Below are 25,049 nucleotides of genomic sequence, written 5' to 3' on the forward strand. Positions count from 1 at the left end.
TCAAACCGTAGCACAGGGAGGTGTCCCGGGAATGCTCGTTTATGTTCGCGGCGCTGGCGATATCGCCACGGGCGTCGCCGCTCGCTTGGTACGCTCCGGCGTGTCGGTCGTTATGGCCGATATCGCGGTTCCCACGTGCATCCGCCGCACAATCAGTTTTTGCGAGGCCATTCGCCTGGGCGAGGTCGAGGTCGAGGGCATTCGCGCTCGCTTGGCACAGACGCCGGCTGAGGCGCTTGCGATTGCCGAGGCTGGAGACGTCGCCGTCGTGGTAGACCCTCAGGCCAAGATGCTCGATGAGCTTAAACCCACGGCTGTGGTCGACGCGATTTTGGCTAAGCGCAACTTGGGCACCACGCGCGATATGGCGCCTGCCGTCATCGCCGTGGGACCGGGCTTCACCGCGCCGGTTGACTGCGACGCAGCGGTCGAAACCATGCGCGGGCATTTTTTGGGCCGCGTCATTACCCAAGGTTCGCCCCAGCCCAACACGGGCGTGCCGGGCGTCATCGCCGGCTACGGCAAGGAACGAGTTATCCACAGCCCCGCCGCCGGCGTGTTTCGGTCCGACCGCGCAATCGGCGACATCGTGAGCGCCGGAGACGTGATTGGCTACGCGGGAGATACACCCATGTGCACGCAGATCGATGGCTGTCTGCGCGGGCTTTTGGCGAACGGCGTGCGGGTGACTGAGGGCTTTAAATGCGCCGACGTCGATCCGCGCGGCGATGCCAGCTATATCAACTATATTTCGGACAAGGCGACGTCGGTCGGCGGCGGCGTGCTCGAGGCACTCGCTATGCTCACCGATGTCTTTAGAGGATAGAAGGCGGCAATGGAAAAGCTCGATGTGGTGAATGCGGCGCTTGCCGCCCTGCGTGCTGGCGAGACGTGCGAGCTCGTGGTCGTGGCCGGCACGGCAGGGTCATCGCCGCGCGGCGTGGGCGCCTGGATGGCCGTCTTTGCCGATGGCAGCCAAGCGGGCACCATCGGCGGCGGCAAGATTGAGCTCTTTGCGCTGGACGAGGCGCGCGAGCTGCTGGCCGCAGGTCAATCGCGTCTGGTCCGCTACACCATGGGCGGTGAGAACTCCGATACCGGCATGATCTGCGGCGGAGCCATCTGCCTGTGCTATCTGCGCCTGGATGTATCGCAGGCGCCGTTGTTCCAGTCGGTTGCCGACATCTTGGCCTATCGGCGCATCGGCGACTTCGTCATCGACTTTGAGCCGTTTATCGCGAGCGTGCTCGAGGGCGATGTGGCCGAGTACCATGGCGAGGAATCGCGCCGCACCATTGCGGGCTGCCCCGGGCTTTCGCTGGTGGAGGAGGGGAGTAAGGTCACCTACACCAACGCCGCCTCCGAGATTCCCACGGCGCACATCGAGACGCTCTGCCCCGAGGGCCTGACCTATATCTTTGGCTGCGGCCACGTGGGCGCTGCGACGGCTCGCGTGCTCACGGCGGCGGGCTTTGCCGTCGTGGCTTGCGACGACCGCCCCGGCACGCTGACCCCCGATTGGGTGCCCGGTGTCTACGACCGTCGTCTGGTCGACTACAAGAGCCTGAGCAAGCAGTGCCCCATCGGCCCGCGCGACCTGGTGGTCGTCGCCACGGCGGGTCACAAGTCCGATATCGATGTGGTGATTCAGGCCATGCGCGCCAAACCCGCCTATCTGGGCTGCTTGGGCTCGCGCCGCAAGACCGCCTTTGTGCGCGCCCGCCTGGAGCAGGAGGGCTTTACGCAGGAGCAGATCGACGAGCTGCACCTGCCGATTGGTGTCGCCATCGAGGCCGAGGACCCCGAGGAGATCGCCATCTCCATCGCCGCCGAGATGATCCACCTGCGTCGCACCAAACTCGTCCCCCGCAAGCGCTAGTCGCATCCCAAATGAGCTGCCCCAGCCCTCTGCCGCATGCGGGTCAAAATGCTACCTGTGCCATATGCCCTATAATGTCCGACCGTTGAGCGGCATGGGGCCGCTGCCTAGGGTATGGGAGGCGCAAATGGCAGAGTCGGCAGCAGGGGATGCCCTGTTCGAGCGTACGGGAAAAGTTTCGTTTGTGCAGGTATTACCCCATGCACTGCAGCATGTGCTGGCGGCATTCGCGGGTATCGTCACGCCCGCCATCATTATCGCGTCGGTCTGTGGCTTTACCCCTCAGGAGGAGGCCGCCGTCATCCAGGCGTCGCTCGTCCTCTCGGCGCTTGACATTTTCCTTCAACAGTTTCCCATAAAAGGTGTCGTCGGTTCGGGCCTGCCCATTGTGATGGGTGCGAGCTTTACCTTCGTGCCGGCGCTCAAGGCAGTCGGTCTTGAGCTTGGTTTTGAGGCCGTACTGGGCGCCCAGGTAATCGGCGGCGCGCTCGTCGCGCTCTTCGGCCTACTGTTTAGGCGCGTGAGTTTTCTATTTCCGGCCCCGGTGCTTGGCACCGTCATCTTTGTCATTGGCCTGTCGCTATGCCCAGTGGCAGTTGCCTCCATGGCGGGCGGGGAGGGCGCGGCCGATTTTGGCAGTGTCACCAACTGGGCCGTCGCACTTGTGACGTTCGTCGTCACCTTTATGGCTGGCAACTACGGCAAGGGCGCGCTTAGGCTGGGCAGCATCCTGGCTGGTATCTGCGCGGGCTTTGTTTTGGCTGCGGTGTTGGGCATGGTCGATTTCTCGGCCATCGCGACCGCCAGCTGGTTCGCCCCGCCGGCCCTGGGCGCCCATCGCCTGGTGTTCGACCCGGCCGCGTGCGCCGTTGTGGGCGTTGTCGCCATTGTCAACGCAGTACAGGTCATGGGCGAGTTTGCCGCCGTGTCGTCCGCTGCGCTCGATACCCCTGCGACCGATAGCCAGATCTCGGGTGGCCTGATCGCCAACGGCCTGGTCGGTATGCTGTCAGGCTTTTTTGGCGGCGTCCCCACGGCAACCTTTGGCCAGAATGTGGGCATTATCGCCGAGAACAAGGTCGTCAACCGCATGGTCTTTACGCTTGCGGCTGCCATCCTGCTCATCGCGGGCCTGCTGCCCAAGTGTGCGGCGGTGCTCACGTCTATTCCGCAGCCGGTCATCGGTGGCGCCACGATTGGCGTGTTCGCGACCATCGGTATGAACGGTGTGGTCATGTTTGCCCGCCACGGCCTGTCTCAGCGCGATACCACGCTCATGGGTCTCTCTATCGCCTTTGGCACGGGCATTGAGCGCACGGCCGGCGCGCTTGCCGGCGCTGGATTCCCCGCATGGGTTGGCACCGTTTTTGGCGGATCCTCCATTGCCGTCGCCGCGCTCGTTGCTGTGATCCTCAACCTGGTCCTCCCGCGCCAAAAATAACGCCCCATATATGAGTTGCGGTGGAATAGGGACTGTTTAAGCCTTTTAAGCCATCAAACAGTCCCTATCTCACCGCAACTGCTGTTTTCCTCCGTGCCCTAGGGATCAATTTGTGCGGGGGAGTTGTGGAGTTGTGCAGGCAGACGAGGTTTTTCTGGAAATACGCTCCCGATGCGCGTATAGTACCGATTGTTTTGTCGGCTCCTGCTGCGTCGAGTCCAAACCGCGAAATGCCATGAGCGGCGCGGATGCAGCCAGGAGGCACGAGGACAACCCATCGTGGCCACGCCCCGTGCTTAAAACCCCAAGAAGGAGTGAACAATGGCAGAAGAGAAGTATGTGCCGCGTCTGAAGACCAAGTACAACAACGAGGTCAAGCAGCAGCTTCAGGACAAGTTCCAGTACGAGAACGTCATGATGATCCCCAAGTTTGAGAAGATCGTCGTGAACATGGGTGTCGGCGAGGCCGCTACCGATTCCAAGGCCATCGACGGTGCCGTGCGCGACCTGCGCGCCATCACCGGCCAGCAGCCGATGATCACCCGTGCCCGCAAGTCCATCGCTACCTTCCGCCTGCGCGCTGGTATGCCGATCGGCTGCAAGGTTACCCTGCGTGGCGACCGTATGTGGGAGTTCTTCGATCGTCTGACCTCCGTCGCGATTCCCCGTATCCGCGACTTCCGCGGCATCTCCGCCAAGAGCTTCGACGGCCGTGGTAACTTCTCCATGGGCGTCACCGAGCAGCTCATCTTCCCCGAGATCGACTTCGACTCCGTCGATCACCAGCGTGGTATGGACATCACTTTCGTGACCACCGCCAATACCGATGAGGAGGCCAAGGCCCTTCTGGACGCCTTCGGTTTCCCGTTCAAGAAATAGGTTCACCTGCCCTATGAGCGCCGTTCCCAGAAGGGGGCGGCGCTTGGGGCGAACAATACTCTATGTGAGGAGGATATAAGTGGCTAAGACATCGATGATCGTCAAGTGCAATCGCAAGCAGAAGTTCTCTACTCGTGAGTACACGCGCTGCCAGCGCTGCGGCCGTCCGCACTCTGTGTACCGCAAGTTCGGCCTGTGCCGTGTCTGCTTCCGCGAGCTTGCACTCAAGGGCGAGCTTCCCGGCGTTAAGAAGGCCAGCTGGTAAGTCACTACCAGCGTTTCAAGCATCCGTTTGGAACAGGGAAAACGCGCTAAAAAGGCTTTGCCGTTAAGGGCGGCGAAGAACCAAGAGCACGTGTTCATCAAGAACGAAGGAGAATCTGTATGAACCTTACAGACCCGATCGCAGATATGCTTACGCGCATCCGTAACGCTAACTCTGTGAACAAGGCCACGGTCTCCATGCCGAGCAGCAAGAAGCTCGTCGAGATCGCTCGTGTTCTGCACGAGGAGGGCTACATCGAGGGCTACGATGTCGAGGACACCGTTCCCCAGAAGACTCTGCACATCACGCTTAAGTATGGTCCCAAGAAGGCTAAGGTCATCAACGGCATCCGCCGCATTTCCAAGCCGGGCCTGCGTAAGTACACCGGCGTTGCCGACATGCCCCGCGTCCGCGGTGGCCTTGGTACCGCCATTATTTCCACCAGCCATGGCGTTATGACCGACCGCGATGCTCGCAAGCACAACGTCGGCGGCGAGATCATCGCTTACGTCTGGTAATTCGCTCGGTAGGTAGAAGGAAAGGAGATCACCGTGTCTCGTATCGGTAATAAGCCTGTCCAGATTCCCGCCGGAGTCGAAGTGGCAGTCAACGGCAACAACGTTGTCGTCAAGGGCCCCAAGGGCCAGCTCGAGCTCGATGTCTTTGAGAAGCTCGCTATCAACATCGAGGACAACGTCCTCACCGTTTCCCGTCCCGACGACGAGCGTGAGACCCGTGCCCGCCACGGCCTCACCCGCGCCCTCATCCACAACATGGTGGTTGGCGTTTCCGAGGGCTTCGAGAAGAAGCTCGAGCTCGCCGGCGTCGGTTACCGCGTGCAGCAGAAGGGCAAGAACCTCGAGTTCTCCCTGGGCTTCTCGCACCCCGTGATCGTCGAGGCTCCCGAGGGCATCACCTTCGAGGTTCCCGACAACACCCACGTGAACGTCAAGGGTATCAACAAGCAGCAGGTCGGTCAGATCGCCGCTGAGATCCGCGGCCATCGTCCTCCCGAGCCTTACAAGGGCAAGGGTATCCACTACGTTGGCGAGCACATCCGCCGCAAGCTGGGTAAGGCCGCCAAGTAGTCGTAACCGACTCACTCGCATAAGACCAGCACCCCGTCAGGTGCTGGCAAGATCAACCTTTTTAGGAGTTTACGTATGAACAAGCATAAGGCGAAGCTGGAAGGCCTCAAGCGTCGTCAGCGTCGTGTTCGCGGCAAGGTCTCGGGTACCTCCGAGCGTCCGCGTCTTCGCGTGACCCGTACTAACGCCAACATCTATGCCCAGATCATCGACGACAGCAAGGGCTCCAGCCTGACGCTCGTCTCTGCCTCGACCCTCGAGGCCGAGTTCAAGGGCACCCACACCTCGAACAAGGAGGCTGCGGAGAAGGTCGGTCAGCTCGTTGGCAAGCGCGCCATCGAGGCCGGCATCACCAAGGTCGCCTTCGATCGTGGTGGCCGTATCTACCATGGCCGCGTCAAGGCCCTCGCCGACGGTGCTCGTGCCGCCGGTCTCGAGTTCTAGGAGGTATGTAGCACATGGCTCGTAATCAGAAGCAGCAGCGCGAGGCCTCCGAGTTCGAGGAGCGCGTCGTTTACATCAACCGCGTGTCGAAGACCGTCAAGGGTGGTCGTCGCATGAGCCTCGTCGCTCTCGTCGTCGTTGGCGACGGCAAGGGCAACGTCGGCGTTGGCATGGGCAAGTCCGCTGAGGTGCCCCTGGCCATCTCCAAGGCGTCTCTCGATGCCAAGAAGAACATGTTCCACGTGCCGGTGACCGAGCAGGGCACCATCCCGCACGAGGTTCTCGGCCACTTTGGTGCCGGCCGCATCATCATCAAGCCCGCTGTCGAGGGTACCGGCGTTATCGCCGGCGGCGCTGTGCGTCCCCTCTTCGAGCTTGCTGGCATCAAGAACGTCCTGTCCAAGTCCCTCGGTACCGACAACGGCCTCAACATCATCAAGGCTGCCGTCGAGGGCCTCAAGGAGCTCTCCAGCCCTGAGGACGTCGCGGCTCGCCGTGGCCTGACGGTCTCCGAGATGTTCGTCGGTAAGGAGAACTAAGCATGGCTGACACCATCAAGATCAAGCAGGTCCGCAGCACCAACGGTTGCAAGCAGGACCAGGTCCGTACTGTCCGTGCCCTCGGTCTCCACAGGATCCGCGAGGTTCGCGAGATTGCTGACAACGAGTCCGTCCGCGGCATGATCTTCAAGGTCAAGCACCTTGTCGAGATTGTAGAGGAGTAGCAAATGCAGCTTCACGATCTTACTCCCGCGCCCGGTTCCACCAAGAACCGTAAGCGCGTCGGCCGTGGCAATTCTTCGGGTCACGGCACCACTTCTGGCCGCGGCCAGAAGGGCCAGGGTTCCCGCTCTGGCGGCACCAAGGGTGCCGGCTTCGAGGGTGGCCAGACTCCGCTGGCTATGCGCCTGCCCAAGCTTCCGGGCTTCCGCAACCCCCGTCGTATCGAGTACACCGCTGTTAACGTTGAGCGTCTCGAGCGTAAGTTCGAGGATGGCGCTGTGATCGACGGTGCCGCTCTTAAGGCCGCTCGCATCACCAAGAGCGAGTTCGAGCCCGTCAAGGTGCTCGGCAATGGTGAGCTCACCAAGAAGTTCACGGTCAAGGTCGACAAGGTCAGCGCTTCTGCGCAGGCCAAGATCGAGGCCGCCGGCGGAAAGGTCGAGCTGCCGTGCTAATTGGTCTTAAGAATGCTTTCCGCATCAAAGAATTGCGCGAAAAGATTCTTTTTACCATAGCTATGCTCGTCGTGTACCGCATTGGTGCGCACGTTCCTGTGCCCGGCATTCCCTTCCAGGGGATGCTGGGCCTTTTCTCGACCGATAACAATTCGGTCGCCGCAGGTGCTATGGCCCTCCTGAATCTTTTCTCTGGCGGCGCGTTGAGCTATGTGTCGGTGTTTTCGCTGGGCATCATGCCTTACATCACCAGCTCGATCATCCTCCAGATGCTCCAGGCCGTCGTGCCTTCCCTGCATGAGCTTGCCCGCGAGGGCGAGGTCGGTCAGACCAAGATTACGCAGTATTCGCGTTACCTCACCTTGGCTCTGGCAATCCTCAACTCCGTGGGTTACCTCTTCCTCTTTAAGAGCTTCGGCATCAGCTTTAATGGCGCCGGCGCTCCCGAGATCATCTTCGACCTCATGGTCGTCGGCACGCTCACTGCGGGCGCCATGCTGATCATGTGGATTGGTGAGCTCATCACCCAGCGCGGTATCGGCAATGGCATGTCGCTGATCATCTTTGCGAACATCATGGCCGGCCTTCCGCAGGCTATCTTCTCCAGCACCGAGGGTAATGCCGGTGGCATCATCACCATGGTGATCATCTGCGCCATCATCCTGCTGGTTATCCCGCTGATTGTTTTCCTTGAGCGCGGCCAGCGCCGCATCCCGGTCTCCTATGCCAAGCGCGTCGTGGGCCGTCGCATGATGGGTGGCCAGACCACCTACCTGCCCATCAAGGTCAACACCGCGGGCGTCGTGCCGATCATCTTTGCCTCGGCGCTGCTGTACTTCCCGGCTCAGATTGCCGTGTTCTTCCCCGGCATCGGCTGGATTCAGGCAGTTGCCTCTGCGCTTTCGACCGGTTGGCTCAACTGGGTGCTTAACGTTGTCCTCATCGTGTTCTTCGCGTACTTCTACACCTCCATGGTGTTCAACCCCGATGACACGGCCGACAACCTTAAGAAGCAGGGTGGCTTTATTCCGGGCGTCCGTCCGGGTAGGGCTACCGCGGCCTACATCAAGAACGCGCTCAACAAGATCACGCTTCCCAGCGCTGTCTTTTTGGCGCTCATCGCCATCGTGCCTTCGATCATCTTCTCCTTCACGGGTAACCATCTGATCCAGGCATTTGGCGGCACGTCCATCCTCATCATGGTCGGCGTCGTGCTCGACACGGTCGATAAGCTCGAAGGCCAGATCAAGATGTATGATTACGATGGATTCTTTAAATAGGCTAGAGGAGGATTGCTCATGAACCTCGTATTGCTCGGAGCTCCGGGTGCCGGTAAGGGCACCGTCGCACAGGAGCTCGTCGCCGAGTTTGGCGTCGCTCACATTTCCACGGGCGACCTGCTGCGTGCTGCCGTCAAGGGTGGCACCGAGCTTGGTATTCAGGCTAAGAAGTACATGGACGCTGGCGAGCTCGTTCCCGACCAGCTCGTGATCGACCTTGTCAAGGAGCGCCTTGCTGCCGATGACGCCCAGCAGGGCTTCATCCTCGACGGCTTCCCGCGCAACACCGCCCAGGCTGTGACGCTCGATTCCGAGCTCTCCGCCATGGGTCGCGAGATCGACTGCGCCCTTCTGGTCGACGTGGCCCCCGAGGTCATCATCGCTCGTCTGTCTTCGCGTCGCACTTGCCGCGCCTGCGGTTACACCGGCACCGCTGCCGATGCTACCTGCCCCAAGTGCGCCGGCGAGATGTATCAGCGCGACGACGACAAGCCCGAGACCATCAAGAACCGTCTCGACGTCTACGAGAAGTCCACGAGCCCGCTCGTCGACTACTATCGTGGCCAGGGTCTGCTCAAGTCGGTCAACGGTGACCAGGCTCGCGAGACCGTGTACGGGGATGTCAAAGAGGCTCTCGGTCTATGATCAAGATTAAGTCTGCAACGCAAATCGAGCAGATGAAGAAGGCAGGAGCGCTATCTAAGATGGCGCTCCGCCACGTTGGAGCCATGGTGCGCCCTGGTGTTTCGACCTTTGAGCTCGATCAGCTCGCGGAGCAGATTATCCGTATGCATGGCGGCACCCCGGCCTTTAAGGGTTACGGCGGGTTCCCCGGTACCATTTGCGCATCGATTAACGATGCCGTGGTCCACGGTATTCCCAACCCCGACATGATCCTGCGCGATGGCGATATCATCTCCATCGATACGGGAGCCGTTGTCGACGGTTGGGTTGGCGATAACGCTTGGACGTTTTTTGTCGGCACACCCACGCCCGAGGCCAAGGCCCTGTGCGAGGTCACGCGCGATTGCCTTAAGGCTGCCATCGAGCAGGCTGTTCCCGGTAACCATATCGGGGATGTTGGTTACGCCGTTCAGTCCCTCGCCGAGTCTCACGGTTACGGCGTGCTTCGTGACTATGTGGGCCATGGCATTGGCCGCGTGATGCACGAGGACCCCAACGTTCCTAACTATGGAAAGAAGGGGAGGGGCGTTCGCCTCCAGGCCGGCATGGTCATTGCCATCGAGCCGATGGTTACGATGGGTTCCAACCATGTGAGCACGGGCTCCGACGGTTGGATTGTTACGACCAACGACCACCTGCCCGCCGCACACTACGAGAACACCGTCGCCATTACCAATGACGGTCCGGTGATTATCACCACGGATGCCCAAGGTGCTTGGTGTTCGCTCCAAGGCGGAGAAATGTAACAAGTTCCACTTAGTTGTGGAGCCATTACGAAGTTATTACGATGCGTGCATACGTGTTGTAGAATACTCAATCGCTGTCGTTTTCTAGAGAAAGATGATTGCTTGTGAAGAAGGAAGACGCAATTGAGCTCGAGGGTACGGTAAAGGAACCGCTGCCCAATGCCATGTTTAAGGTCGAGCTCGAGAACGGTCATTCGGTTCTGTGCAACATTTCTGGCAAGATCCGAATGAATTACATCCGTATTCTCCCCGGTGACAGGGTTGTCGTGGAGCTTTCCCCGTACGACCTGACCCGCGGCCGCATCACCTATCGCTACAAATAGCGGCACGCATACGCGCACTCCATTTCCGACTGCAGGCTTAGCTCAACCTACGGTCGGATTGTGTGTGAAGACCAGCCATAGTTTTAAACGCCTGCGGCTGGGCGAGTAGATAGTAGGGAAGTAGTTTGAGCGCTACCGAAAGGAAGAACGATGAAGGTACGTCCTTCGGTCAAGAAGATGTGCGATAAGTGCAAAATCATTAGGCGCCATGGCAAGGTCCTCGTCATTTGCGAGAACCCCCGTCATAAGCAGCGTCAGGGTTAAGAGAGGAGACTACGTTGGCCCGTATTAATGGTGTCGACCTCCCGCGTGAGAAGCGCGTTGAGATCGGTCTGACCTACATTTACGGCATCGGCCGCACCACTGCGACGAAGATCTGCGTCGAGTGCAACGTTAACGTGGATACGCGCGTTAAGGACCTCACCGAGGATGAGGTTAACACCATCCGTGATTATATCGATAAGAACCAGATCATGGTTGAGGGCGACCTCCGCCGTGAGCGCAACCAGAACGTCAAGCGCCTTATGGACATCGGCTGCAACCGCGGCCTTCGTCACCGCAAGGGCCTCCCGGTCCGCGGCCAGCGCACCCACACTAACGCTCGTACCCGCAAGGGCCCGAAGCGTCAGATCGGTGCTAAGAAGAAGAAATAAGGAGCGCTAGATAGATGGCTACTGCTAAGAAGAACGTTCGCGCTGCCCGTCTGAAGCGCGCGGACCGTAAGAACATTTCCGTGGGCCAGGCTCACATTCGTTCTACGTTCAACAACACGATCGTTTCGATCACCGATCCCCAGGGCAACGTCATTTCCTGGAAGTCGGCTGGCCAGGTGGGCTTCAAGGGCTCCCGTAAGTCCACGCCGTTCGCTGCCCAGATGGCTGCCGAGGCTGCTGCCAAGCAGGCCATGGAGCACGGTATGAAGAAGGTTTCCGTCTTCGTCAAGGGCCCCGGCTCCGGTCGTGAGACCGCCATTCGCTCCCTCCAGGCTGCTGGCCTCGAGGTCTCGAGCATCCAGGACAAGACCCCCATTCCGCACAACGGCTGCCGCCCCAAGAAGCGTCGCCGCGTGTAACTGAAAGGATCGTATCAATATGGCAATCGACAGGACTCCTGTTCTTAAGCGCTGCCGTCAGCTCGGGATCGATCCCGCTGAGCTCGGTTACAGCAGCAAGAAGGAATCTATCCGTCAGCCCAAGCGCCGTCGCAAGGAATCTGAGTACGGCATGCAGCTGCGCGAGAAGCAGAAGGTCAAGTTCATCTATGGCGTTCTGGAGAAGCAGTTCCACGGCTACTTCAACAAGGCCCGCAAGATGAACGGCGTCACCGGTGAGAACCTCATGATCATCCTTGAGTCTCGCCTCGACAACGTCGTCTTCCGTCTTGGCTTCGCCCGCACCCGCAAAGAGGCTCGTCAGTCCGTCCGTCACGGTCACTTCACCGTGAACGGCAAGCGCGTGGACATCCCGTCCTACCGCGTCAAGGCCGGCGACGTCGTCGCTGTCGGCGAGAAGTTCCGTGACCTCCTCCCCATCAAGGAGGCTCTGATTTCCTCCGAGCGCTTTGAGGTCCCTGGCTGGCTCGAGGTCGATATCGAGAAGCTGTCTGGTAACGTGCTCGCTCTGCCGACGCGTGAGCAGATCAGCGGTGATATCAACGAGCAGCTCATCGTCGAGCTCTACTCTAAGTAGTCCATCCGGGCTGCTGAGGCTGGAGGTAATACATGTCAGAATTCATTAGGCCTCAGGTTCAGGTCGAAGAGATCAACGAGACGTCTGCTCGTGTCTCCGTCGAGCCGCTCGAGCGTGGCTACGGCGATACGCTGGGTAACTCCCTTCGTCGCGTTCTTCTGTCCTCGCTCGAGGGTGCCGCCGTCGAGGCTATTCAGATCGATGGTGCGCAGCACGAGTTCATGACCATCCCTAACATGGTCGAGGATGTCACCGACATCGTCCTGAATGTCAAGGGTCTTGTCTTCAGGGCTCTCGGCACGACCGACGAGGCGACCGCCACCATCTCGGTTGACGGCCCCTGCGAGGTCACCGGTGCGGACTTCTTTATTCCGTCCGAGTTTGAGCTGGTCAACCCCGAGCAGCACATCGCTACGCTCACCGAGGGTGGCCATCTCACCATGAGCATGCGCATCGGCTATGGCCGCGGCTATGTTTCTGGCGAGGCCAACAAGCGCGACAACGATCCCATCGGTGTGATCCATGTCGACTCGCTGTACTCGCCGGTTTCCCGTTGCGCCAAGCTCGTTGAGGCTTGCCGTGTCGGTCAGCATACCGACTACGACCGCCTTGTCCTCGAGATCGAGACCAACGGCTCCATCGCCCCGCGCGACGCCGTGGTCCAGGCTGCCAATATCATCAACCAGCATATGGCCGCCTTTATGAACCTTGCCGAGACCCCCGAGGTCGAGGAGGAGGCTTCGATCTTCGCTCCCGAGGTCACCAACGACAACGCCGAGCTGGACAAGCAGATCGAGGATCTGGACCTTTCCGTCCGTTCCTACAACTGCCTTAAGCGCGCCAGCATTCACTCGGTCCGTCAGCTCGTTGAGTTCTCGGAGAACGATCTGCTCAACATCCGTAATTTCGGTGTTAAGTCGATCGAGGAAGTGAAGGACAAGCTTGAGTCCATGGGCCTGAGCCTGAAGGCTTAATGCTTCGCATATTTGAGGAGAAACTAGACCATGCGTCACAACGTTAAGAAGGGCCTGAAGCTCGGCACCGATGCGAGCCACACCAAGGCCATGAAGAAGAGCCTTGCTAAGGCCCTCTTCGAGAACGACCGCATCAAGACCACCGAGACCCGCGCTAAGGCGCTGCGTTCGGTCGTCGATCCGATCATCACTTGGGCCAAGAAGGGCGACCTGCACTCTCGTCGTCTGGCTATCGCCAAGCTCGGCGATAAGCAGCTCGTTGCCGAGATCTTCGACAAGGCTGCTCAGGGCATGTGGCAGGACCGCAACGGCGGTTACACCCGCATCATGAAGCTCGGTAACCGTAAGGGCGACAACGCTCCCATCGTTATCATGGAGCTCGTCACCGAGCCTTGCACGCCTAAGGCCAAGAAGGCTGCTCCGGCCCCCAAGAAGGCCGCTGCTCCCAAGAAGGTCGAGGCTGTCGAGGAGACCGCTGCCGAGGAGGCTCCTGCTGAGGAGACCGCTGAGTAGACATTCCGTCTGCATAGGCTATATTCGAGGGGTACGTTCGCGTACCCCTCTTTTTTTGTCGCGATACCGTTGCTTGTTTGTTGGGAGCGCCCATGACTGCGCCGTCTGATTTCAATTCGATTTCCGAGCTTGACGCCACGCTCGTATTTCGCGTGGCCTATGATGGCTCGTCGTATAGCGGATTTGCCGAGCAGCCGGGACAGACGACGGTTGCGGGTGAGCTACGTCGAGCCATCGAGACGCTGCTTCGCCGCCCGATCGATCTGACGTGTGCGGGGCGTACCGATGCCGGCGTGCATGCCGTGGCTCAGTACATCAGCGTGCCCGTTACGGACGCTGAGCTCGCGTGTACGCGCCGTAGGTGGCTGAGGGCTATGGATGCCCTCCTGCCCAAAGATATCGCCATAAACGAGGTCTACAAGGCCCGTAGGGGCTTTTCTGCCCGCTTTGACGCGCGGTCCCGTACGTATACGTACCGTATTGCCGATCGCGATGCGCGCCCCGTGCTCTCGCGCGGTGCGGTGTGGTGGCATCGCTATCCCCTCGACGTAGATGCGATGGCGGCCGCCTGCCCTGCGCTTTTGGGCGAGCAGGACTTTAAGAGCTTTTGCAAGGTTGCCTCTGCTGTGGGCAAGCCCACGCACCGCTGCGTGATGCGTGCGGAGTTTGGCCACGAGGTCGCTTTTGGCGAGGATATCCTGACCTTCACTATCGAGGGCAATGCGTTTTTGCACTCGATGGTGCGTACCATTGTAGGAACGCTCGTGGAGATTGGCATGCATCGTCGCGATCCCCAGTGGATGCGCGAGGTTATTGACGCCCGTGACCGAACCGCTGCGGGTCCCACGGCGCCTGCCTGCGGCCTTACGTTTATGGGTGTGGATTACGGCCCCGACGAGCTTGTCGTTCTCGACTAGGGGAGTGCTCGGCGCGTCTGTGCCTTGCACATACTATGTGTGAGCTGCGCGTGTGCAACATCTGTTCTTGGCGTGCAACATGTTAGGCGGCTCGTTGCTTTTATAGCTCGGGTGTACCATGAACGACAGTTTGATTTGGTGCTATCGAGAGGATGGAAAACTTGGTTCGACGTGGTTCGCATCCGCGACTTTCGGTGATCCTTGTGGTAGAAGGTTCGCCCAGCTATGCGATGCGTGCGCTCGAGAGTATCCAGAACCAAGACCTCTACGATTTGCAGATTGTCGTTGTCTGCCGCGATGCTGCGCCCGGTGTGCGCCATTCGCTTCAAGTTGCTGCCGACAGGGACATCCATATTGATTTGATTGACGTCGAGGACGCGAAGCGCGGCGCTTGTCTTCGTGCCGGTTTTGATGCCTCGCGCGGCTCTCAAATCATCGCCATGAACGCCGATGAGTGGTTTGCTCCGCAGGCCCTTTCCAAGATGGTCGATATCGCGTGCGATACTGCGGCAGACATTGTGCTCCCCTCGGTGTCGCTCGATCGATACGATGCGCATCGCGAGCGTCATTCGCGCGTCTTGGATGCTGCCTCTATTGCCATAGAAGACGAGTCTTCTATGGTGACTGGGCTGCCCCAGTTGATTTTGGGCGGCCTAGTCGCTCAGACCTCTGGCGTGATGTATAGCCGTCCGCTGTTTGAGGCATGCCTGTCGCGCGGCAAGGCGTACCGTACGGTTGAGTTTATGGCTTATGCGCTCTCGCAGGCACGATTCGTGTCCGGCTGCGGCGACGCTTGTTTCCACGCGGCGGCACCTAAGCTTACAGATGCCTTTGATCCCACCATGTATGCCAGGATATCCGATGACACTCGAGCGCTCGACGAGCTTGCGGACTCACTCTCGGAAGCAGATAGCGGTGGTCGGCTCAAGCTGGCAAGCCAAAAGTTCTACTTTGCCGGACTGGTCGCCTGCATCGAGAATTTGTGTCTGAGCCCGCATGGGGTGTCGTCAATCGAGCGTTCCGCCCGCATGCGTGATATGCTCGAGGCGCCTCGAACCCGTCAGATGGTCGCCGCGCTCAAGGATAACCATCGGGGACTCGGTCTGTTGTTTGGGCCGATCGCCAGCGCCAAGCCCGCGCGCTGCGTGATGTGTACGCATCTGGCAGCTTTTCTTAACCGGACGGGCGCAAAAACCGCCTAAACGGCTCATTACGAAACAAACTTGCATAGAATTGTTTCGAAATGCGTTCTTATACACAAAAGCCTTCAAATAGCGTTAAACTATTCAATCACTGATTGATTGTCTCCGCCATCTTTTGGAGAGAGGGTTTGTATGGCTAAAAAACGCAATGGGCGCCAGGATGCCATTAGAGATATTGTGCGCAATAAGGATGTCCGCACGCAGCGCGTGCTGGTCGATGAGCTCCGTGCTATGGGCTTTGATTGCACGCAGGCGACTGTCTCTCGCGATATTGCCGATATGGGGCTGCGTAAGCTCCCTGAGGGCATCTATGTTCTGGCAGAGGACCTGCACCTGCAGCGTATGGTTTCCGAGCTCGTAACGGGCGTTCTGCGTACTGATAATCTGGTTATGATCAAGGCTCAGCCTGGCACGGCTTCCGGCATCGCCGCCGCCGTTGATGCGGCAGAGTTACCCGATGTGCTTGGCTCGCTTGCCGGCAACGATACGATTTTGGTTATTGCCCAGACGGCCGAGGACGGCGAGCGTCTCGAGGCGCTGATCAATAAGTTGAGCAATTCTCGCAAGTAGGTGTGCGGGTCGTGCGCTCGGCATTGTGTGCGCTGACATAGTGGCTTGTAAGGGGCATCGACGTTGGTCGGTACCCCTTTTTGTTTGCCGGTATAAAGACCGCCCACCAGGTCGCTTCAAACTAAAAGGCCCCGAGCAGTTCAATAAGCTGCTCGGGGCCTTGTTGGCTTTAGTCGCGTACTTCTTAGCCGACCGTATCGTCAGGCGTGGGCGAGGGGTCGGGAGTGGGCGTAGGCGTAGGCGTAGGCGTAGGCGTGCCGCCATCGCCGCCGGTCGAACCACCAGTGGAGCCACCCGTCGAGCCACCGGTCGTACCGGTGCCGCCGGTGGTGTCGCCGCCCGTGGTCTCGGTGGTCGTGGTCGTCGTGGTAGTCGTTGTGGTGGTTTCCTCTTCCTCTTCGTCCTTGTCCTTGTCGTCGTTCTCCGACTTCTTGGTGTTGTTGGTGCCGTAGAACTTCCAGACGCTGTTGTTCTTGTAGGTGGGCGCCGTTCCGGTCGCAAACTCCTCGCGCTCGGTACCGGTCAGAACGGTGTTCATAAACCGCTTAAAGACAGGCAGGTTGGTGCTGTCGCCCAGCAGGTCCGTGCCGTACTTTTGGATGGGGATCTCGCCCGCGGAATAGCCGGTCCACAGGGCGCACGCCAGCTGCGGGGTATAGCCGCAGAACCACAGGTTGGTGGTGTTGTCGGTGGTGCCCGTCTTGCCGGCATAGGGCTGGTTGACACTCAGAGCGCCGGCAGCACCCGTACCGCTGCCCTTCATGACGCCGGACAGAACATCGGTGACCGCGGCGGCCTCGCCCTCGGTAAGCACCTGTGAGGGATTGTCGGTGTGCTGGTACAGCACCGAACCGGTACGAGAGTCAATCTCGGTGATGGCGATCGGCTGGCGATAGTAGCCGCCGTTGGCAAACGTCGCGTAGGCGGCGGCCATCTCGAGCGGCGAGATCGAGCCGGTGCCGAGGGTCATGACGGGAACGTCCTCGATGTTGTCCTTGGCGGGGTCGATGCCGAGCTTTTTGACGAGCGAGATGATCTTGCTGTTACCGACGGCTTCCGCCACCTGGATGTAGCCGGTGTTGGAGGAGTATGCCGTCGCCTGCTTAAGCGTGATGTTGCCATAGCTCTGGTTGGCGTAATTTTGGACCTCGGTCGTGGTGCCCTTGGCCTTGAGCGGCGAGTTGCAGTTGAGGGTGACGTTGGGGTTCATGCCGTTTTGGATGGCAGTTGCCAGCGTAAAGGCCTTAAAGGTGGAGCCGACGGGACGCTTGGCCGTGGCATGGTTTACGTGGTTCTCGTCGGCGTTGTAGTCGTAGCCGCCCACCATGCACTTGATGTAGCCGGTCTTGGGGTCGACGACGACCATGCCCATGTCCAGGCCGTCAAGCGAGAGCGTGTCGAGCTGCTCGCGGACGGCATTCTCTGCCACCTGCTGCATCGTGGGGTCGATGGTGGTCTTGACGGTCAGGCCGCCCTTAAAGAGCACGTCGGTCGAGAACTCCTGCTCCAGCAGCTGCTTGACGTAGGAGACAAAGTAGGGCTGCGAGTATACGTCGACGCCGCTGCCCGAGATTTCGGTCACATTGAGGGTGATGGGTTCGGCCTGTGCGGCATCGTGCTCCTCCTGGGTGATGTGGCCCAGGCGCAACATGTTGTCGAGGACCTTGTTGCGACGGGACAGCGCCAGGTCGGGGTTGACCGTGGGGTCGTACTGCGAGGGCGAGTTGGGAAGGCCGATCAACAGCGCGGCCTCGCTCAGGGTGAGGTCGGCGGCGCTCTTGGACAGATAGGTCTCGGCTGCGGCCTCGATGCCGTAGGCGCCGTGGCCGTAATAGATGGTGTTGAGGTACATCATGAGGATCTCGTCTTTGGAGTACATGTCCTCCATCTTGATAGCGATGTAGGCCTCGCGCACCTTACGCTCAATGGTCGAGTCGAATTGCTCCTCCTGCAGGATGGTGTTGCGCACAAGCTGCTGGGTGATCGTCGAGGCGCCTTCGTGCCCGCCGCCGAGGGTTGCCACCGCAGCACGCGCGATACCCCACAGGTCGATACCGCCGTGCTCGTAGAAGCGCTCGTCCTCGACGTCAACGGTGCCCTGCAGCACGTAGGGGGAGACCTCGTCCTTGGTGATGGACTTGCGGTTTTGCGTGTAGAAGCTCGCGATCTTGTTGCCGTTGCAGTCGACGATCTCGGTGGGCTCGCTCACCAGATACGCGTTGGCGTCGGTGTAGTCGGGCAGATCGGACAGCCAGCGGTTGACGTTACCGAGCATGCCGATGCCAAACGCCACGCCCGCAATCAGCAGAAAGCCCAAAAACGAGAGCAGGATTATGGGCAGGGCGTGCGTCTTTGAACGGCTGTGTCCCTGTCGTTGGCGAGGACCCATATATTGACCTCCAGGTATGTCGTGCCAGACGGTGGATGTGCCGTCGGGGCAGGATGGACATAAGTTATTACACGATAAACCAAACGGGGCGCGCGAGGCCTCGTGTATGCTGGAAGACGGCATTTTTCAGAGTGAATGCATACCTTGGTAAGGAGTTTGTCGATGGCGATTCGGACGATGGGGCCGAGCGGACAATACGAGACTGGATTGGATGCTGCCGGTGCGGCGCTGCCCGAGCTGCTGGCGCCGGCGGGCGGGCTCGACCAGATGCTTGCGGCCATCGCCGCGGGCGCCGATGCCATCTATGCGGGGTTGGGCGGCTTTAACGCCCGTGTGAGCGCCCATGGCTTTACGGATAACGAGTTTGCGCGCGGCTGCGCCGTGGCGCATGCCCATGGCGTGCGTGTGTACGTAACGCTCAACGTGTTCGTGTTTGACGATGAGTTGTCCGACGCGGTGGCGTTGGGAGCTCATGCACTGGAGCTGGGCGCCGATGCTCTGATTGTCGCCGATGCCGGGTTGGCCTGCGCGCTGCGCGCGGCGATTCCCGGGGTCGAGATTCACCTGTCCACGCAGGCGGGCGCTCATAGCGAGGGTGCCGTGCGGCTTGCCGCCGATGAGCTGGGGGTCGAGCGCGTGACGACGGCACGCGAGCTGACGGTCGACGAGATTGCGGCGCTATGTGCCACGGGCGTGCCCATCGAGGTATTCTGCCACGGTGCGATTTGCATCGGCTATTCGGGGGCGTGCGAGTTCTCGGCCCTGCGGCGTGGACGATCGGCGATGCGCGGCGACTGCACGCAGCCGTGCCGTCTGGCGTACGACCTAGTGGACGAGGCGGGGCAGAGCGTTGTCGCCGTTGAGGGGGATCGTCTGCTGTGTCCGCATGACTATCTGGGTATTGCGCATCTGCCCGAGCTTGTAGATGCTGGCGTTGCGTCGCTCAAGATCGAGGGACGCATGAAGAACCCCGATTACGTATTCAACGTGGTGCGGGTTTGGCGCCGGGCGCTCGATATGCTGCGCGACGGCGCGTGGGACCCCGGTGCCGTGGAAGAGCTTGAGCGCGAGCTGGGAAGGTCGTTTAACCGTGGGTTTACCGATGCGTACCTGCGAGGGCGTTCGGGTGCCGAGCTGATGAGCTTTGAGCGTGCAATTAACCAGGGCGTGCGCGTGGGGCGCTTGGTCGCTGTGGGCCACGAAGAGGTGACCGTTGAGCTCGATGCCGCCGTGGCGGCGGGTGACACGCTCGAGATTCGGTTCTATCCGGGTGTCGACGCGCGTCCCGATGTGCCCAAGCGCTGGCCGCAGGTGCCCTGCCCGGTGGATGCCGCAGCGGGGAAGCGCGTCGTCGTGCATTGCAAGCGTAAGGTGGACGCGGGCTGCGAGGTATACCTGATTCGTAGCGCCGGCGTGTTGGATCAGACGGCGGCGGTGTTGGAGCGCATGCGGGCCGAGGCGGATGCGATTGCGCCCGTTGCGCGTGCCGTTGAGGTGCTGCCCTTTGAGGACGTTGCGGTGGATAGCGGTGCGTCGCCGGAGTTGGTGGAGTGCGCGGTTCCCGCTCGCATGGTTTTTGCTTGGCAGCTGATGGATACCGACCCGCGCAGAGAACTCGATTTGTCCGACACCGTTGTGGTGCTTGACGAGGTGTGCCGCACGGGTGACGCTGACCGGACCCGCTCGCTGATGCAGCGTGCCGGGCGCGTCGTCTGCCGCAACCTGGGACAGGTGGTGATTGCTCGCGAGCTGGGCGTGACGTTTGACGTGGCGGCGCCGGTGTTCTGCGCGAATCGGGCCACGCTTACCTGGCTGCGCGGACTCGGTGCGGGGCGGGTGTACTTGCCGGCCGAGTTGCTCGGCAATGATGCGGAGCGTATTGCCGAGCTTGCCGCTTGTCCCGGTGTCTTGGGGCCTGTCGATGCCGACCGTCCCGAGCTCATGGTGTGCGAGCACTGCTTGCTGACTGCCGAGGGCGCCTGCGCCACGGATGCAACGGGGCAGATCCGTTGCCGTGACTGCTCGCGCCGTCAGCAAACACGATATTTGGTCGAGCGCGACGGCATGCGCCTGCCGGTCGCCGTTGATGCGTGCGGCAGGACGAGGATTTTCCTGTCGTAGGTGTTCGGCCGCGCCGTTTTGGTTATCATAAGAGAGTTTATGAACTTCCAGCACCGCCGTATCCGGTGAGGGTGCTATGGCAAAAGGAGGATACCCAATGCTGTCTGTTGACGAGCAAATGCGTATCATCACCTCGGGCGCCGCGAAGATCGTCCCCGAGGCCGACCTTCGCAAGAAGCTTGAGAAGGGCGAGCCCCTCAACATCAAGCTCGGCGTCGACCCCACCAGCCCCGACCTGCACCTGGGCCACGCCGTGCCCCTGCGCAAGATGCGCCAGTTCCAGGACCTGGGCCATAACGTCACCCTTATCATTGGCAACGGTACCGCGCTGATCGGCGACCCCTCGGGCAAGAATTCCACCCGTCCGCAGCTTTCGCAGGAGCAGATCGAGGCCAACGCCGAGACCTACGTGAGCCAGGCCATGAAGATCCTGGACCCCGAGAAGACCACCATCGTGCACAACGGCGACTGGATCCTTTCGATGGACCTGGCCGGTCTTTTGCAGGTGTGCTCCAAGTTCACCGTCGCCCGCATCCTCGAGCGCGACGACTTTACCAAGCGCTACCAGTCCCAGACGCCGATTGCCCTGCACGAGTTTCTGTACCCCGTGATGCAGGCCTTCGACTCCGTGCAGATCAAGGCCGACGTCGAGATGGGCGGCACCGACCAGCTCTTTAACCTGCTCGCCGGCCGTGAGCTCATGGAGAAGATGGGCATGGAACCGCAGATCGCGCTCACCATGCCGCTGCTCGAGGGCACCGACGGCGTCCGTAAGATGTCCAAGTCCTACGGTAACTACATCGGCCTGACCGATGCTCCCAAGGATATGTTCGGCAAGACCATGTCCATCCCCGACGAGATGATTGGCAAGTACTATCGTCTGGCCAGTTCGCTCACCCCGGCCGAGGTCGACAAGATCGATGCCGCCCTGGCCGATGGCTCCGCCGACCCCTACGAGCTCAAGCGCGCTCTAGGCCGCGACCTGTGCGACACCTACCACGGTGCTGGCGCCGGCGACGAGGCTCAGGCCGAGTTCGACCGTGTGTTCAAGGAGGGCCAGCTTGCCGACTTCCCCGAGAAGCACGTTGAGCTGACCGTCAACGACGAGGGCCAGATTTACCTCGCTGGCCTGCTCAAGGACCTGGGCCTTTCGGCCAGCGCCGGTCAGGCCCGCCGCGACATCGACGGCGGCGGCGTCAAGATCAACGGCAAGGCTGTGGCTCCCAAGAGCTACAACATCGATCCGAGCGCCCTCAAGCTGGGCGACACCCTCTCCGTGGGCAAGCGCAAGGGCTTTAAGTTGGTCTAACGAGCGAGTTGACCTCACAAGTGCAATAAGGCCGCAGCCGGGAATCCCGACTGCGGCCTTTTTGGTTACGACGATCCCTTGGGGACGGAGGGATCATTTGGCGGTGCCGTTAAGCGGAAGGGGTGTTAGCGGGACTTTCTTTTGGGCATACAATGGCTATTGGCTTGCTGCGGTGAAGGTCTGTCCGCTCCGCAGCTTTTTTCTACGGTTAAAGGAGTATGTATGTCCGTTGAGGTCATGAGGTCTGTGATCGATGCTGCCGAGGGGCGCGTGCCCGTCGACACGCTGTTTACCAATGCGCAGATCGTCGACGTGTATGGCCAGCGTGTGGCGCCCGGTAGCGTTGCCGTCAAGGACGGTGTGATCGTCGGCGTGCTCTACGATGGTCGCGACGATGCTGCTGGCACCTACGAGGCAACTGAGGTCATCGACTGCCAGGGTCGCTATCTCGCTCCCGGTTTTATTGACGGGCATTTGCATATTGAGTCCTCGAACATCCGTCCCGCCGAGTATGCTCGCATGGCCGCGACGCGCGGTACTACCACCGCCATTGCCGACAGCCACGAGATTGCCAATGTTGCCGGTCTCGACGGCTTGCGCTTTATGATCGAGGACGGCCGCCGCGCACCCATCTCCATCAAGTACATGATGCCTTCGTGCGTGCCCGCGCTGCCCGACGAGCAGGCCGGTGCCGTTATTTCGGCTGCCGATATGCAGGCGTTTTTTGCCGAGCATCCGGGCGATGTTTTTGGCCTGGGCGAGATGATGAACCTGCCGGGTGTCTTTATGGCCGACCCCGAGACCTGTGCTCGCATCGATGCTGCCAACCAGACGCCGTCCAAGCAGGTCGACGGCCATGCACCGCTCGTTGCCGGCAAGGACCTTAATGCCTATGCCGCGGCGGGCATTATCGCCGATCACGAGTCGACGATTCCCGAGGAGGCGCTCGATAAACTGTCTCGTGGCATGTACGTGATGCTGCGCGAGGGCACGTGCAGCCATGACCTGGCCAATCTGTCGCCGATGCTGCTGGAGAACCCCGCGCGCGCCCGCCGCTGCTGCTTTGCGACTGACGACCGCGCCCCTTCCGATGCGCTTGCGACTGGCATGATCGACAATGCCTGCCGCGTGGCGATTGAGGCCGGTATCGACCCCGTGGTCGCTATCTCTATGGCGTCCCTCTCCACGGCCGAGGCGTTTGGCCTGGATCACGGCTGCCGCGACCCGCACGAGCTGCGTGGTGCGATTGCCCCGGGCAAGCGTGCCGACCTGCTGGTGCTCAATGACCTGACGTTTGCTACGGCTCCGCATTGCGTATATGCCGCCGGTGCTCTGGTGGCGCAGGATGGCACCTTTGTGGGCGAGATCGCACCCGAGATGGCCGAGGTTGCGGCCCTTGCCGATGAGCTGCGCGCCTCCGTTAAGCTGCCGAAGCTTTCGCTCGACGTGTTTGACTATGCCTTTAAGCCGGGCGAGGCCGTTATCGATGTCATCCCGGGTATGGCTATCACAGGTATGGCTCGCCCCGAGAGTGCCGAGGGCCTGCGCCGCATTATGCTGATCGAGCGCCACGGCCGCGGCGTGTCGCTGCAGGCCGAGGGCGCCGACGGTGACGGCCCCGCGGGTCTGGGCTTGGTTGGCAAGCATATCGGTCGCGGCTGGGTGCGCGGCTTTACCATCACGGGTGGCGCCATTGCCTCCACGATTGGCCACGACTCGCACAACGTGTGCGTGGTGGGCGACAACGCGGCGGATATGATGGCTGCCGTTGAGGCCGTGGGCCAGGGCGGCCACGTGCTGGTGCGCAACGGCGAGGTCGTGGCGCGCATTCCGCTGGCGCTCGGTGGCCTTATGAGCGAGGGCACGGCCGAGGATGTCGCCGCGCAGCACGACGACTTTATGGTCAAGGCGCGCGCCATGGGTATCGAGCCGCCGCTCGACCCCATCATGGGCATCATTTTCCTGCCCCTGCCGGTAATCCCGACGCTCCGCATCCGCCCCGAGGGCATGTTCGACGTCACGACCTTCACCTACGCCGACTAGTCATCGGGGACGTTCTTAAACGACTAGCCGTCGGGGTGGCGTGTCGCCTGACGCCGCGACCGTGAGACCTCTGGCATGTGTGAGCTATTTGCCAGGTCCTTGTAACGTTTACGCCCGCGGAGTCTTATTTGAGCTCCCTTTGGGTACGTTGGAATCGGATACACGTTCGATTCCAACAAGCCCGAAGGGAGCTTTTCTATGTTTAAACTGATTGCATCCGATATGGACGGCACACTGCTTGACGAAAACGGCCAGGTGCCTCCCGAGACCTACGAACTGATTCTGGCGCTACACGAGCATGGCGTGCATTTCGCCGCATCGTCAGGTCGTCGCTACGATCGCCTGTGCGAGTTCTTTGCGCCCGTTCGCGACAAGATGGACTTTGTCGCCGCTAACGGCGCCCAAGTCTACGCCGACGGTAAGATGGTAGACCGTGAGGTGTATTCCCACCTGGCGATTCGAAGGCTCGCCCAAGCCGTCAGGACGTTTCCCAATCTGCATCTTGCGCTCTTTGACCGAACCAAGTCCTTCCTGCTCGATGACGAGTGCAAGTTCGTGCGTGAGGTCGATAAGGACCTTCCCAATGCCGAGCGTATTTGGGAGCTGCCCGATCCCAGCGTAAATATCATCAAAGCGAGTATCTTTTGCGACGACAGTGCGGTTATGGACAGTGCGTACGTGCTACAGCGCGAACTTGGTCAGCTCTTTACTTTTGCGCCTTCGGGCAACGCGTGGATCGATGCCATGCAGCCCGGTGTGTCGAAGGCCTCGGGTATCGCGCAGCTCGCGGAGCATTACGGCATTGGTCGCGACGAGGTCATGGCGTTTGGCGACTCGATGAACGACTACGAGATCATTCGCTTTGTCGGCACGGGCTGCGCGATGGAAAACGCGCGCCCCGCGCTTAAGGCGGTGGCCGATCGCGTGGTGGGTTGTAACCGCGACCACGCCGTCCAGCAGGAGCTCCGTCGCGTGCTGGAGAGTCTCTCCTAATCCGGCAGATGGGGACGTTCCTTTTCTGCCGACAGTGGGGGACGGTCCTTGCAGCTTTTTGCGAAGAGTGTCCCCAGTGACTAGTCGTTTAAGAACGTCCATTACAGTCGAAATTGTCAGCCCG

The 25,049-nt window shown here is 60.6% G+C and carries 29 protein-coding genes; 28 read left to right on the forward strand and 1 reads right to left on the reverse strand.

Features of this window, described 5'->3' with window-relative positions; translation table 11 throughout:
- Nucleotides 1-31 precede the first annotated feature (31 nt).
- From yqeB to DXD24_RS03060, 24 genes are all read left to right on the forward strand, one after another.
- A complete protein-coding gene (yqeB, locus tag DXD24_RS02945) occupies nucleotides 32-826 on the forward strand; it encodes a selenium-dependent molybdenum cofactor biosynthesis protein YqeB (RefSeq protein WP_117564179.1) in 795 nt (264 codons plus the stop codon).
- 9 nt (nucleotides 827-835) lie between these two features.
- A complete protein-coding gene (locus DXD24_RS02950; protein WP_117564180.1) occupies nucleotides 836-1,879 on the forward strand; it encodes an XdhC family protein in 1,044 nt (347 codons plus the stop codon).
- A gap of 127 nt (nucleotides 1,880-2,006) precedes the next feature.
- The gene (locus DXD24_RS02955) at nucleotides 2,007-3,320 is read left to right on the forward strand and encodes a uracil-xanthine permease family protein (RefSeq protein ID WP_158548927.1); all 1,314 of its coding nucleotides are present in this window, start codon (nucleotides 2,007-2,009) and stop codon (nucleotides 3,318-3,320) included.
- Between the two features lie 321 nt (nucleotides 3,321-3,641).
- The gene (rplE, locus tag DXD24_RS02960) at nucleotides 3,642-4,199 is read left to right on the forward strand and encodes a 50S ribosomal protein L5 (protein WP_006235260.1); all 558 of its coding nucleotides are present in this window, start codon (nucleotides 3,642-3,644) and stop codon (nucleotides 4,197-4,199) included.
- 79 nt (nucleotides 4,200-4,278) lie between these two features.
- Nucleotides 4,279-4,464: a type Z 30S ribosomal protein S14 gene (locus DXD24_RS02965; RefSeq protein ID WP_022094280.1), complete on the forward strand. Its 186-nt coding sequence runs from the start codon at nucleotides 4,279-4,281 to the stop codon at nucleotides 4,462-4,464.
- A gap of 119 nt (nucleotides 4,465-4,583) precedes the next feature.
- Nucleotides 4,584-4,982, forward strand: a complete 399-nt coding sequence (gene rpsH / locus DXD24_RS02970; protein ID WP_006235262.1) for a 30S ribosomal protein S8 — start codon at nucleotides 4,584-4,586, stop codon at nucleotides 4,980-4,982.
- Between the two features lie 33 nt (nucleotides 4,983-5,015).
- Nucleotides 5,016-5,552 (forward strand): 50S ribosomal protein L6, encoded by a 537-nt coding sequence (gene rplF, locus DXD24_RS02975; RefSeq protein WP_117564182.1) that lies wholly within the window; start codon nucleotides 5,016-5,018, stop codon nucleotides 5,550-5,552.
- A gap of 75 nt (nucleotides 5,553-5,627) precedes the next feature.
- Nucleotides 5,628-5,996: a 50S ribosomal protein L18 gene (rplR, locus tag DXD24_RS02980; protein WP_006235264.1), complete on the forward strand. Its 369-nt coding sequence runs from the start codon at nucleotides 5,628-5,630 to the stop codon at nucleotides 5,994-5,996.
- Between the two features lie 14 nt (nucleotides 5,997-6,010).
- On the forward strand, nucleotides 6,011-6,535 hold the full coding sequence (gene rpsE / locus DXD24_RS02985) for a 30S ribosomal protein S5 (RefSeq protein WP_055252236.1): 525 nt from the start codon (nucleotides 6,011-6,013) through the stop codon (nucleotides 6,533-6,535).
- A 2-nt stretch (nucleotides 6,536-6,537) separates the two neighbouring features.
- Nucleotides 6,538-6,720: a 50S ribosomal protein L30 gene (rpmD, locus tag DXD24_RS02990; protein WP_006235266.1), complete on the forward strand. Its 183-nt coding sequence runs from the start codon at nucleotides 6,538-6,540 to the stop codon at nucleotides 6,718-6,720.
- 3 nt (nucleotides 6,721-6,723) lie between these two features.
- Nucleotides 6,724-7,173 (forward strand): 50S ribosomal protein L15, encoded by a 450-nt coding sequence (gene rplO / locus DXD24_RS02995; protein ID WP_006235267.1) that lies wholly within the window; start codon nucleotides 6,724-6,726, stop codon nucleotides 7,171-7,173.
- Nucleotides 7,167-8,453 carry a preprotein translocase subunit SecY gene (secY, locus tag DXD24_RS03000; RefSeq protein ID WP_117646114.1) on the forward strand — a complete coding sequence of 429 codons (1,287 nt, stop codon included), beginning with the start codon at nucleotides 7,167-7,169 and terminating at the stop codon, nucleotides 8,451-8,453. Before rplO ends, secY begins: the two co-directional genes overlap by 7 nt.
- An 18-nt stretch (nucleotides 8,454-8,471) precedes the next feature.
- Nucleotides 8,472-9,098, forward strand: coding sequence for an adenylate kinase (locus DXD24_RS03005; RefSeq protein ID WP_117564183.1), 627 nt, complete (start codon nucleotides 8,472-8,474; stop codon nucleotides 9,096-9,098).
- Nucleotides 9,095-9,883: a type I methionyl aminopeptidase gene (gene map / locus DXD24_RS03010; RefSeq protein ID WP_117564184.1), complete on the forward strand. Its 789-nt coding sequence runs from the start codon at nucleotides 9,095-9,097 to the stop codon at nucleotides 9,881-9,883. The genes DXD24_RS03005 and map overlap by 4 nt, the downstream gene beginning before the upstream one ends.
- 104 nt (nucleotides 9,884-9,987) lie before the next feature.
- On the forward strand, nucleotides 9,988-10,206 hold the full coding sequence (infA, locus tag DXD24_RS03015) for a translation initiation factor IF-1 (RefSeq protein ID WP_035137443.1): 219 nt from the start codon (nucleotides 9,988-9,990) through the stop codon (nucleotides 10,204-10,206).
- 150 nt (nucleotides 10,207-10,356) lie between these two features.
- Nucleotides 10,357-10,470, forward strand: a complete 114-nt coding sequence (gene rpmJ / locus DXD24_RS03020; protein WP_006363204.1) for a 50S ribosomal protein L36 — start codon at nucleotides 10,357-10,359, stop codon at nucleotides 10,468-10,470.
- 14 nt (nucleotides 10,471-10,484) lie between these two features.
- Nucleotides 10,485-10,859, forward strand: coding sequence for a 30S ribosomal protein S13 (gene rpsM / locus DXD24_RS03025; protein ID WP_117646115.1), 375 nt, complete (start codon nucleotides 10,485-10,487; stop codon nucleotides 10,857-10,859).
- A 14-nt stretch (nucleotides 10,860-10,873) separates the two neighbouring features.
- Complete coding sequence (rpsK, locus tag DXD24_RS03030; RefSeq protein WP_006235274.1) at nucleotides 10,874-11,278, forward strand: 30S ribosomal protein S11; 405 nt, start codon at nucleotides 10,874-10,876, stop codon at nucleotides 11,276-11,278.
- Between the two features lie 19 nt (nucleotides 11,279-11,297).
- Nucleotides 11,298-11,894, forward strand: coding sequence for a 30S ribosomal protein S4 (gene rpsD / locus DXD24_RS03035; RefSeq protein ID WP_006235275.1), 597 nt, complete (start codon nucleotides 11,298-11,300; stop codon nucleotides 11,892-11,894).
- Between the two features lie 32 nt (nucleotides 11,895-11,926).
- Entirely contained in the window at nucleotides 11,927-12,868 is a 942-nt protein-coding gene (locus DXD24_RS03040; protein WP_006235276.1) for a DNA-directed RNA polymerase subunit alpha, read from the forward strand.
- A gap of 30 nt (nucleotides 12,869-12,898) precedes the next feature.
- Nucleotides 12,899-13,381 carry a 50S ribosomal protein L17 gene (rplQ, locus tag DXD24_RS03045; RefSeq protein ID WP_089573564.1) on the forward strand — a complete coding sequence of 161 codons (483 nt, stop codon included), beginning with the start codon at nucleotides 12,899-12,901 and terminating at the stop codon, nucleotides 13,379-13,381.
- 92 nt (nucleotides 13,382-13,473) lie between these two features.
- Nucleotides 13,474-14,298 (forward strand): tRNA pseudouridine(38-40) synthase TruA, encoded by an 825-nt coding sequence (truA, locus tag DXD24_RS03050; RefSeq protein WP_117564185.1) that lies wholly within the window; start codon nucleotides 13,474-13,476, stop codon nucleotides 14,296-14,298.
- 203 nt (nucleotides 14,299-14,501) lie between these two features.
- Complete coding sequence (locus DXD24_RS03055) at nucleotides 14,502-15,500, forward strand: glycosyltransferase (RefSeq protein ID WP_128620365.1); 999 nt, start codon at nucleotides 14,502-14,504, stop codon at nucleotides 15,498-15,500.
- A 132-nt stretch (nucleotides 15,501-15,632) separates the two neighbouring features.
- The gene (locus tag DXD24_RS03060) at nucleotides 15,633-16,070 is read left to right on the forward strand and encodes an arginine repressor (protein ID WP_006235280.1); all 438 of its coding nucleotides are present in this window, start codon (nucleotides 15,633-15,635) and stop codon (nucleotides 16,068-16,070) included.
- Between the two features lie 184 nt (nucleotides 16,071-16,254).
- Here DXD24_RS03060 and DXD24_RS03065 read toward each other — a convergent pair whose 3' ends face one another.
- On the reverse strand, nucleotides 16,255-18,459 hold the full coding sequence (locus DXD24_RS03065; protein ID WP_117646117.1) for a transglycosylase domain-containing protein: 2,205 nt from the start codon (nucleotides 18,457-18,459) through the stop codon (nucleotides 16,255-16,257).
- A 162-nt stretch (nucleotides 18,460-18,621) separates the two neighbouring features.
- On the opposite strand from DXD24_RS03065, the gene DXD24_RS03070 reads away from it, so the two are divergent.
- The 4 genes from DXD24_RS03070 to DXD24_RS03085 all read left to right on the forward strand — a co-directional run bounded on the left by DXD24_RS03070 (nucleotide 18,622) and on the right by DXD24_RS03085 (nucleotide 24,925).
- Complete coding sequence (locus tag DXD24_RS03070) at nucleotides 18,622-20,580, forward strand: U32 family peptidase (protein WP_158549071.1); 1,959 nt, start codon at nucleotides 18,622-18,624, stop codon at nucleotides 20,578-20,580.
- 97 nt (nucleotides 20,581-20,677) lie between these two features.
- Nucleotides 20,678-21,889: a tyrosine--tRNA ligase gene (tyrS, locus tag DXD24_RS03075; protein WP_117564189.1), complete on the forward strand. Its 1,212-nt coding sequence runs from the start codon at nucleotides 20,678-20,680 to the stop codon at nucleotides 21,887-21,889.
- A gap of 222 nt (nucleotides 21,890-22,111) precedes the next feature.
- Complete coding sequence (locus tag DXD24_RS03080; protein WP_117564190.1) at nucleotides 22,112-23,932, forward strand: adenine deaminase; 1,821 nt, start codon at nucleotides 22,112-22,114, stop codon at nucleotides 23,930-23,932.
- Nucleotides 23,933-24,130: 198 nt separating this feature from the next.
- Nucleotides 24,131-24,925, forward strand: coding sequence for a Cof-type HAD-IIB family hydrolase (locus DXD24_RS03085; RefSeq protein ID WP_006235286.1), 795 nt, complete (start codon nucleotides 24,131-24,133; stop codon nucleotides 24,923-24,925).
- Nucleotides 24,926-25,049 lie beyond the last annotated feature (124 nt).

Source organism: Collinsella sp. TF12-2AT, from assembly GCF_003436735.1.
Taxonomy (GTDB): Bacteria; Actinomycetota; Coriobacteriia; order Coriobacteriales; family Coriobacteriaceae; genus Collinsella.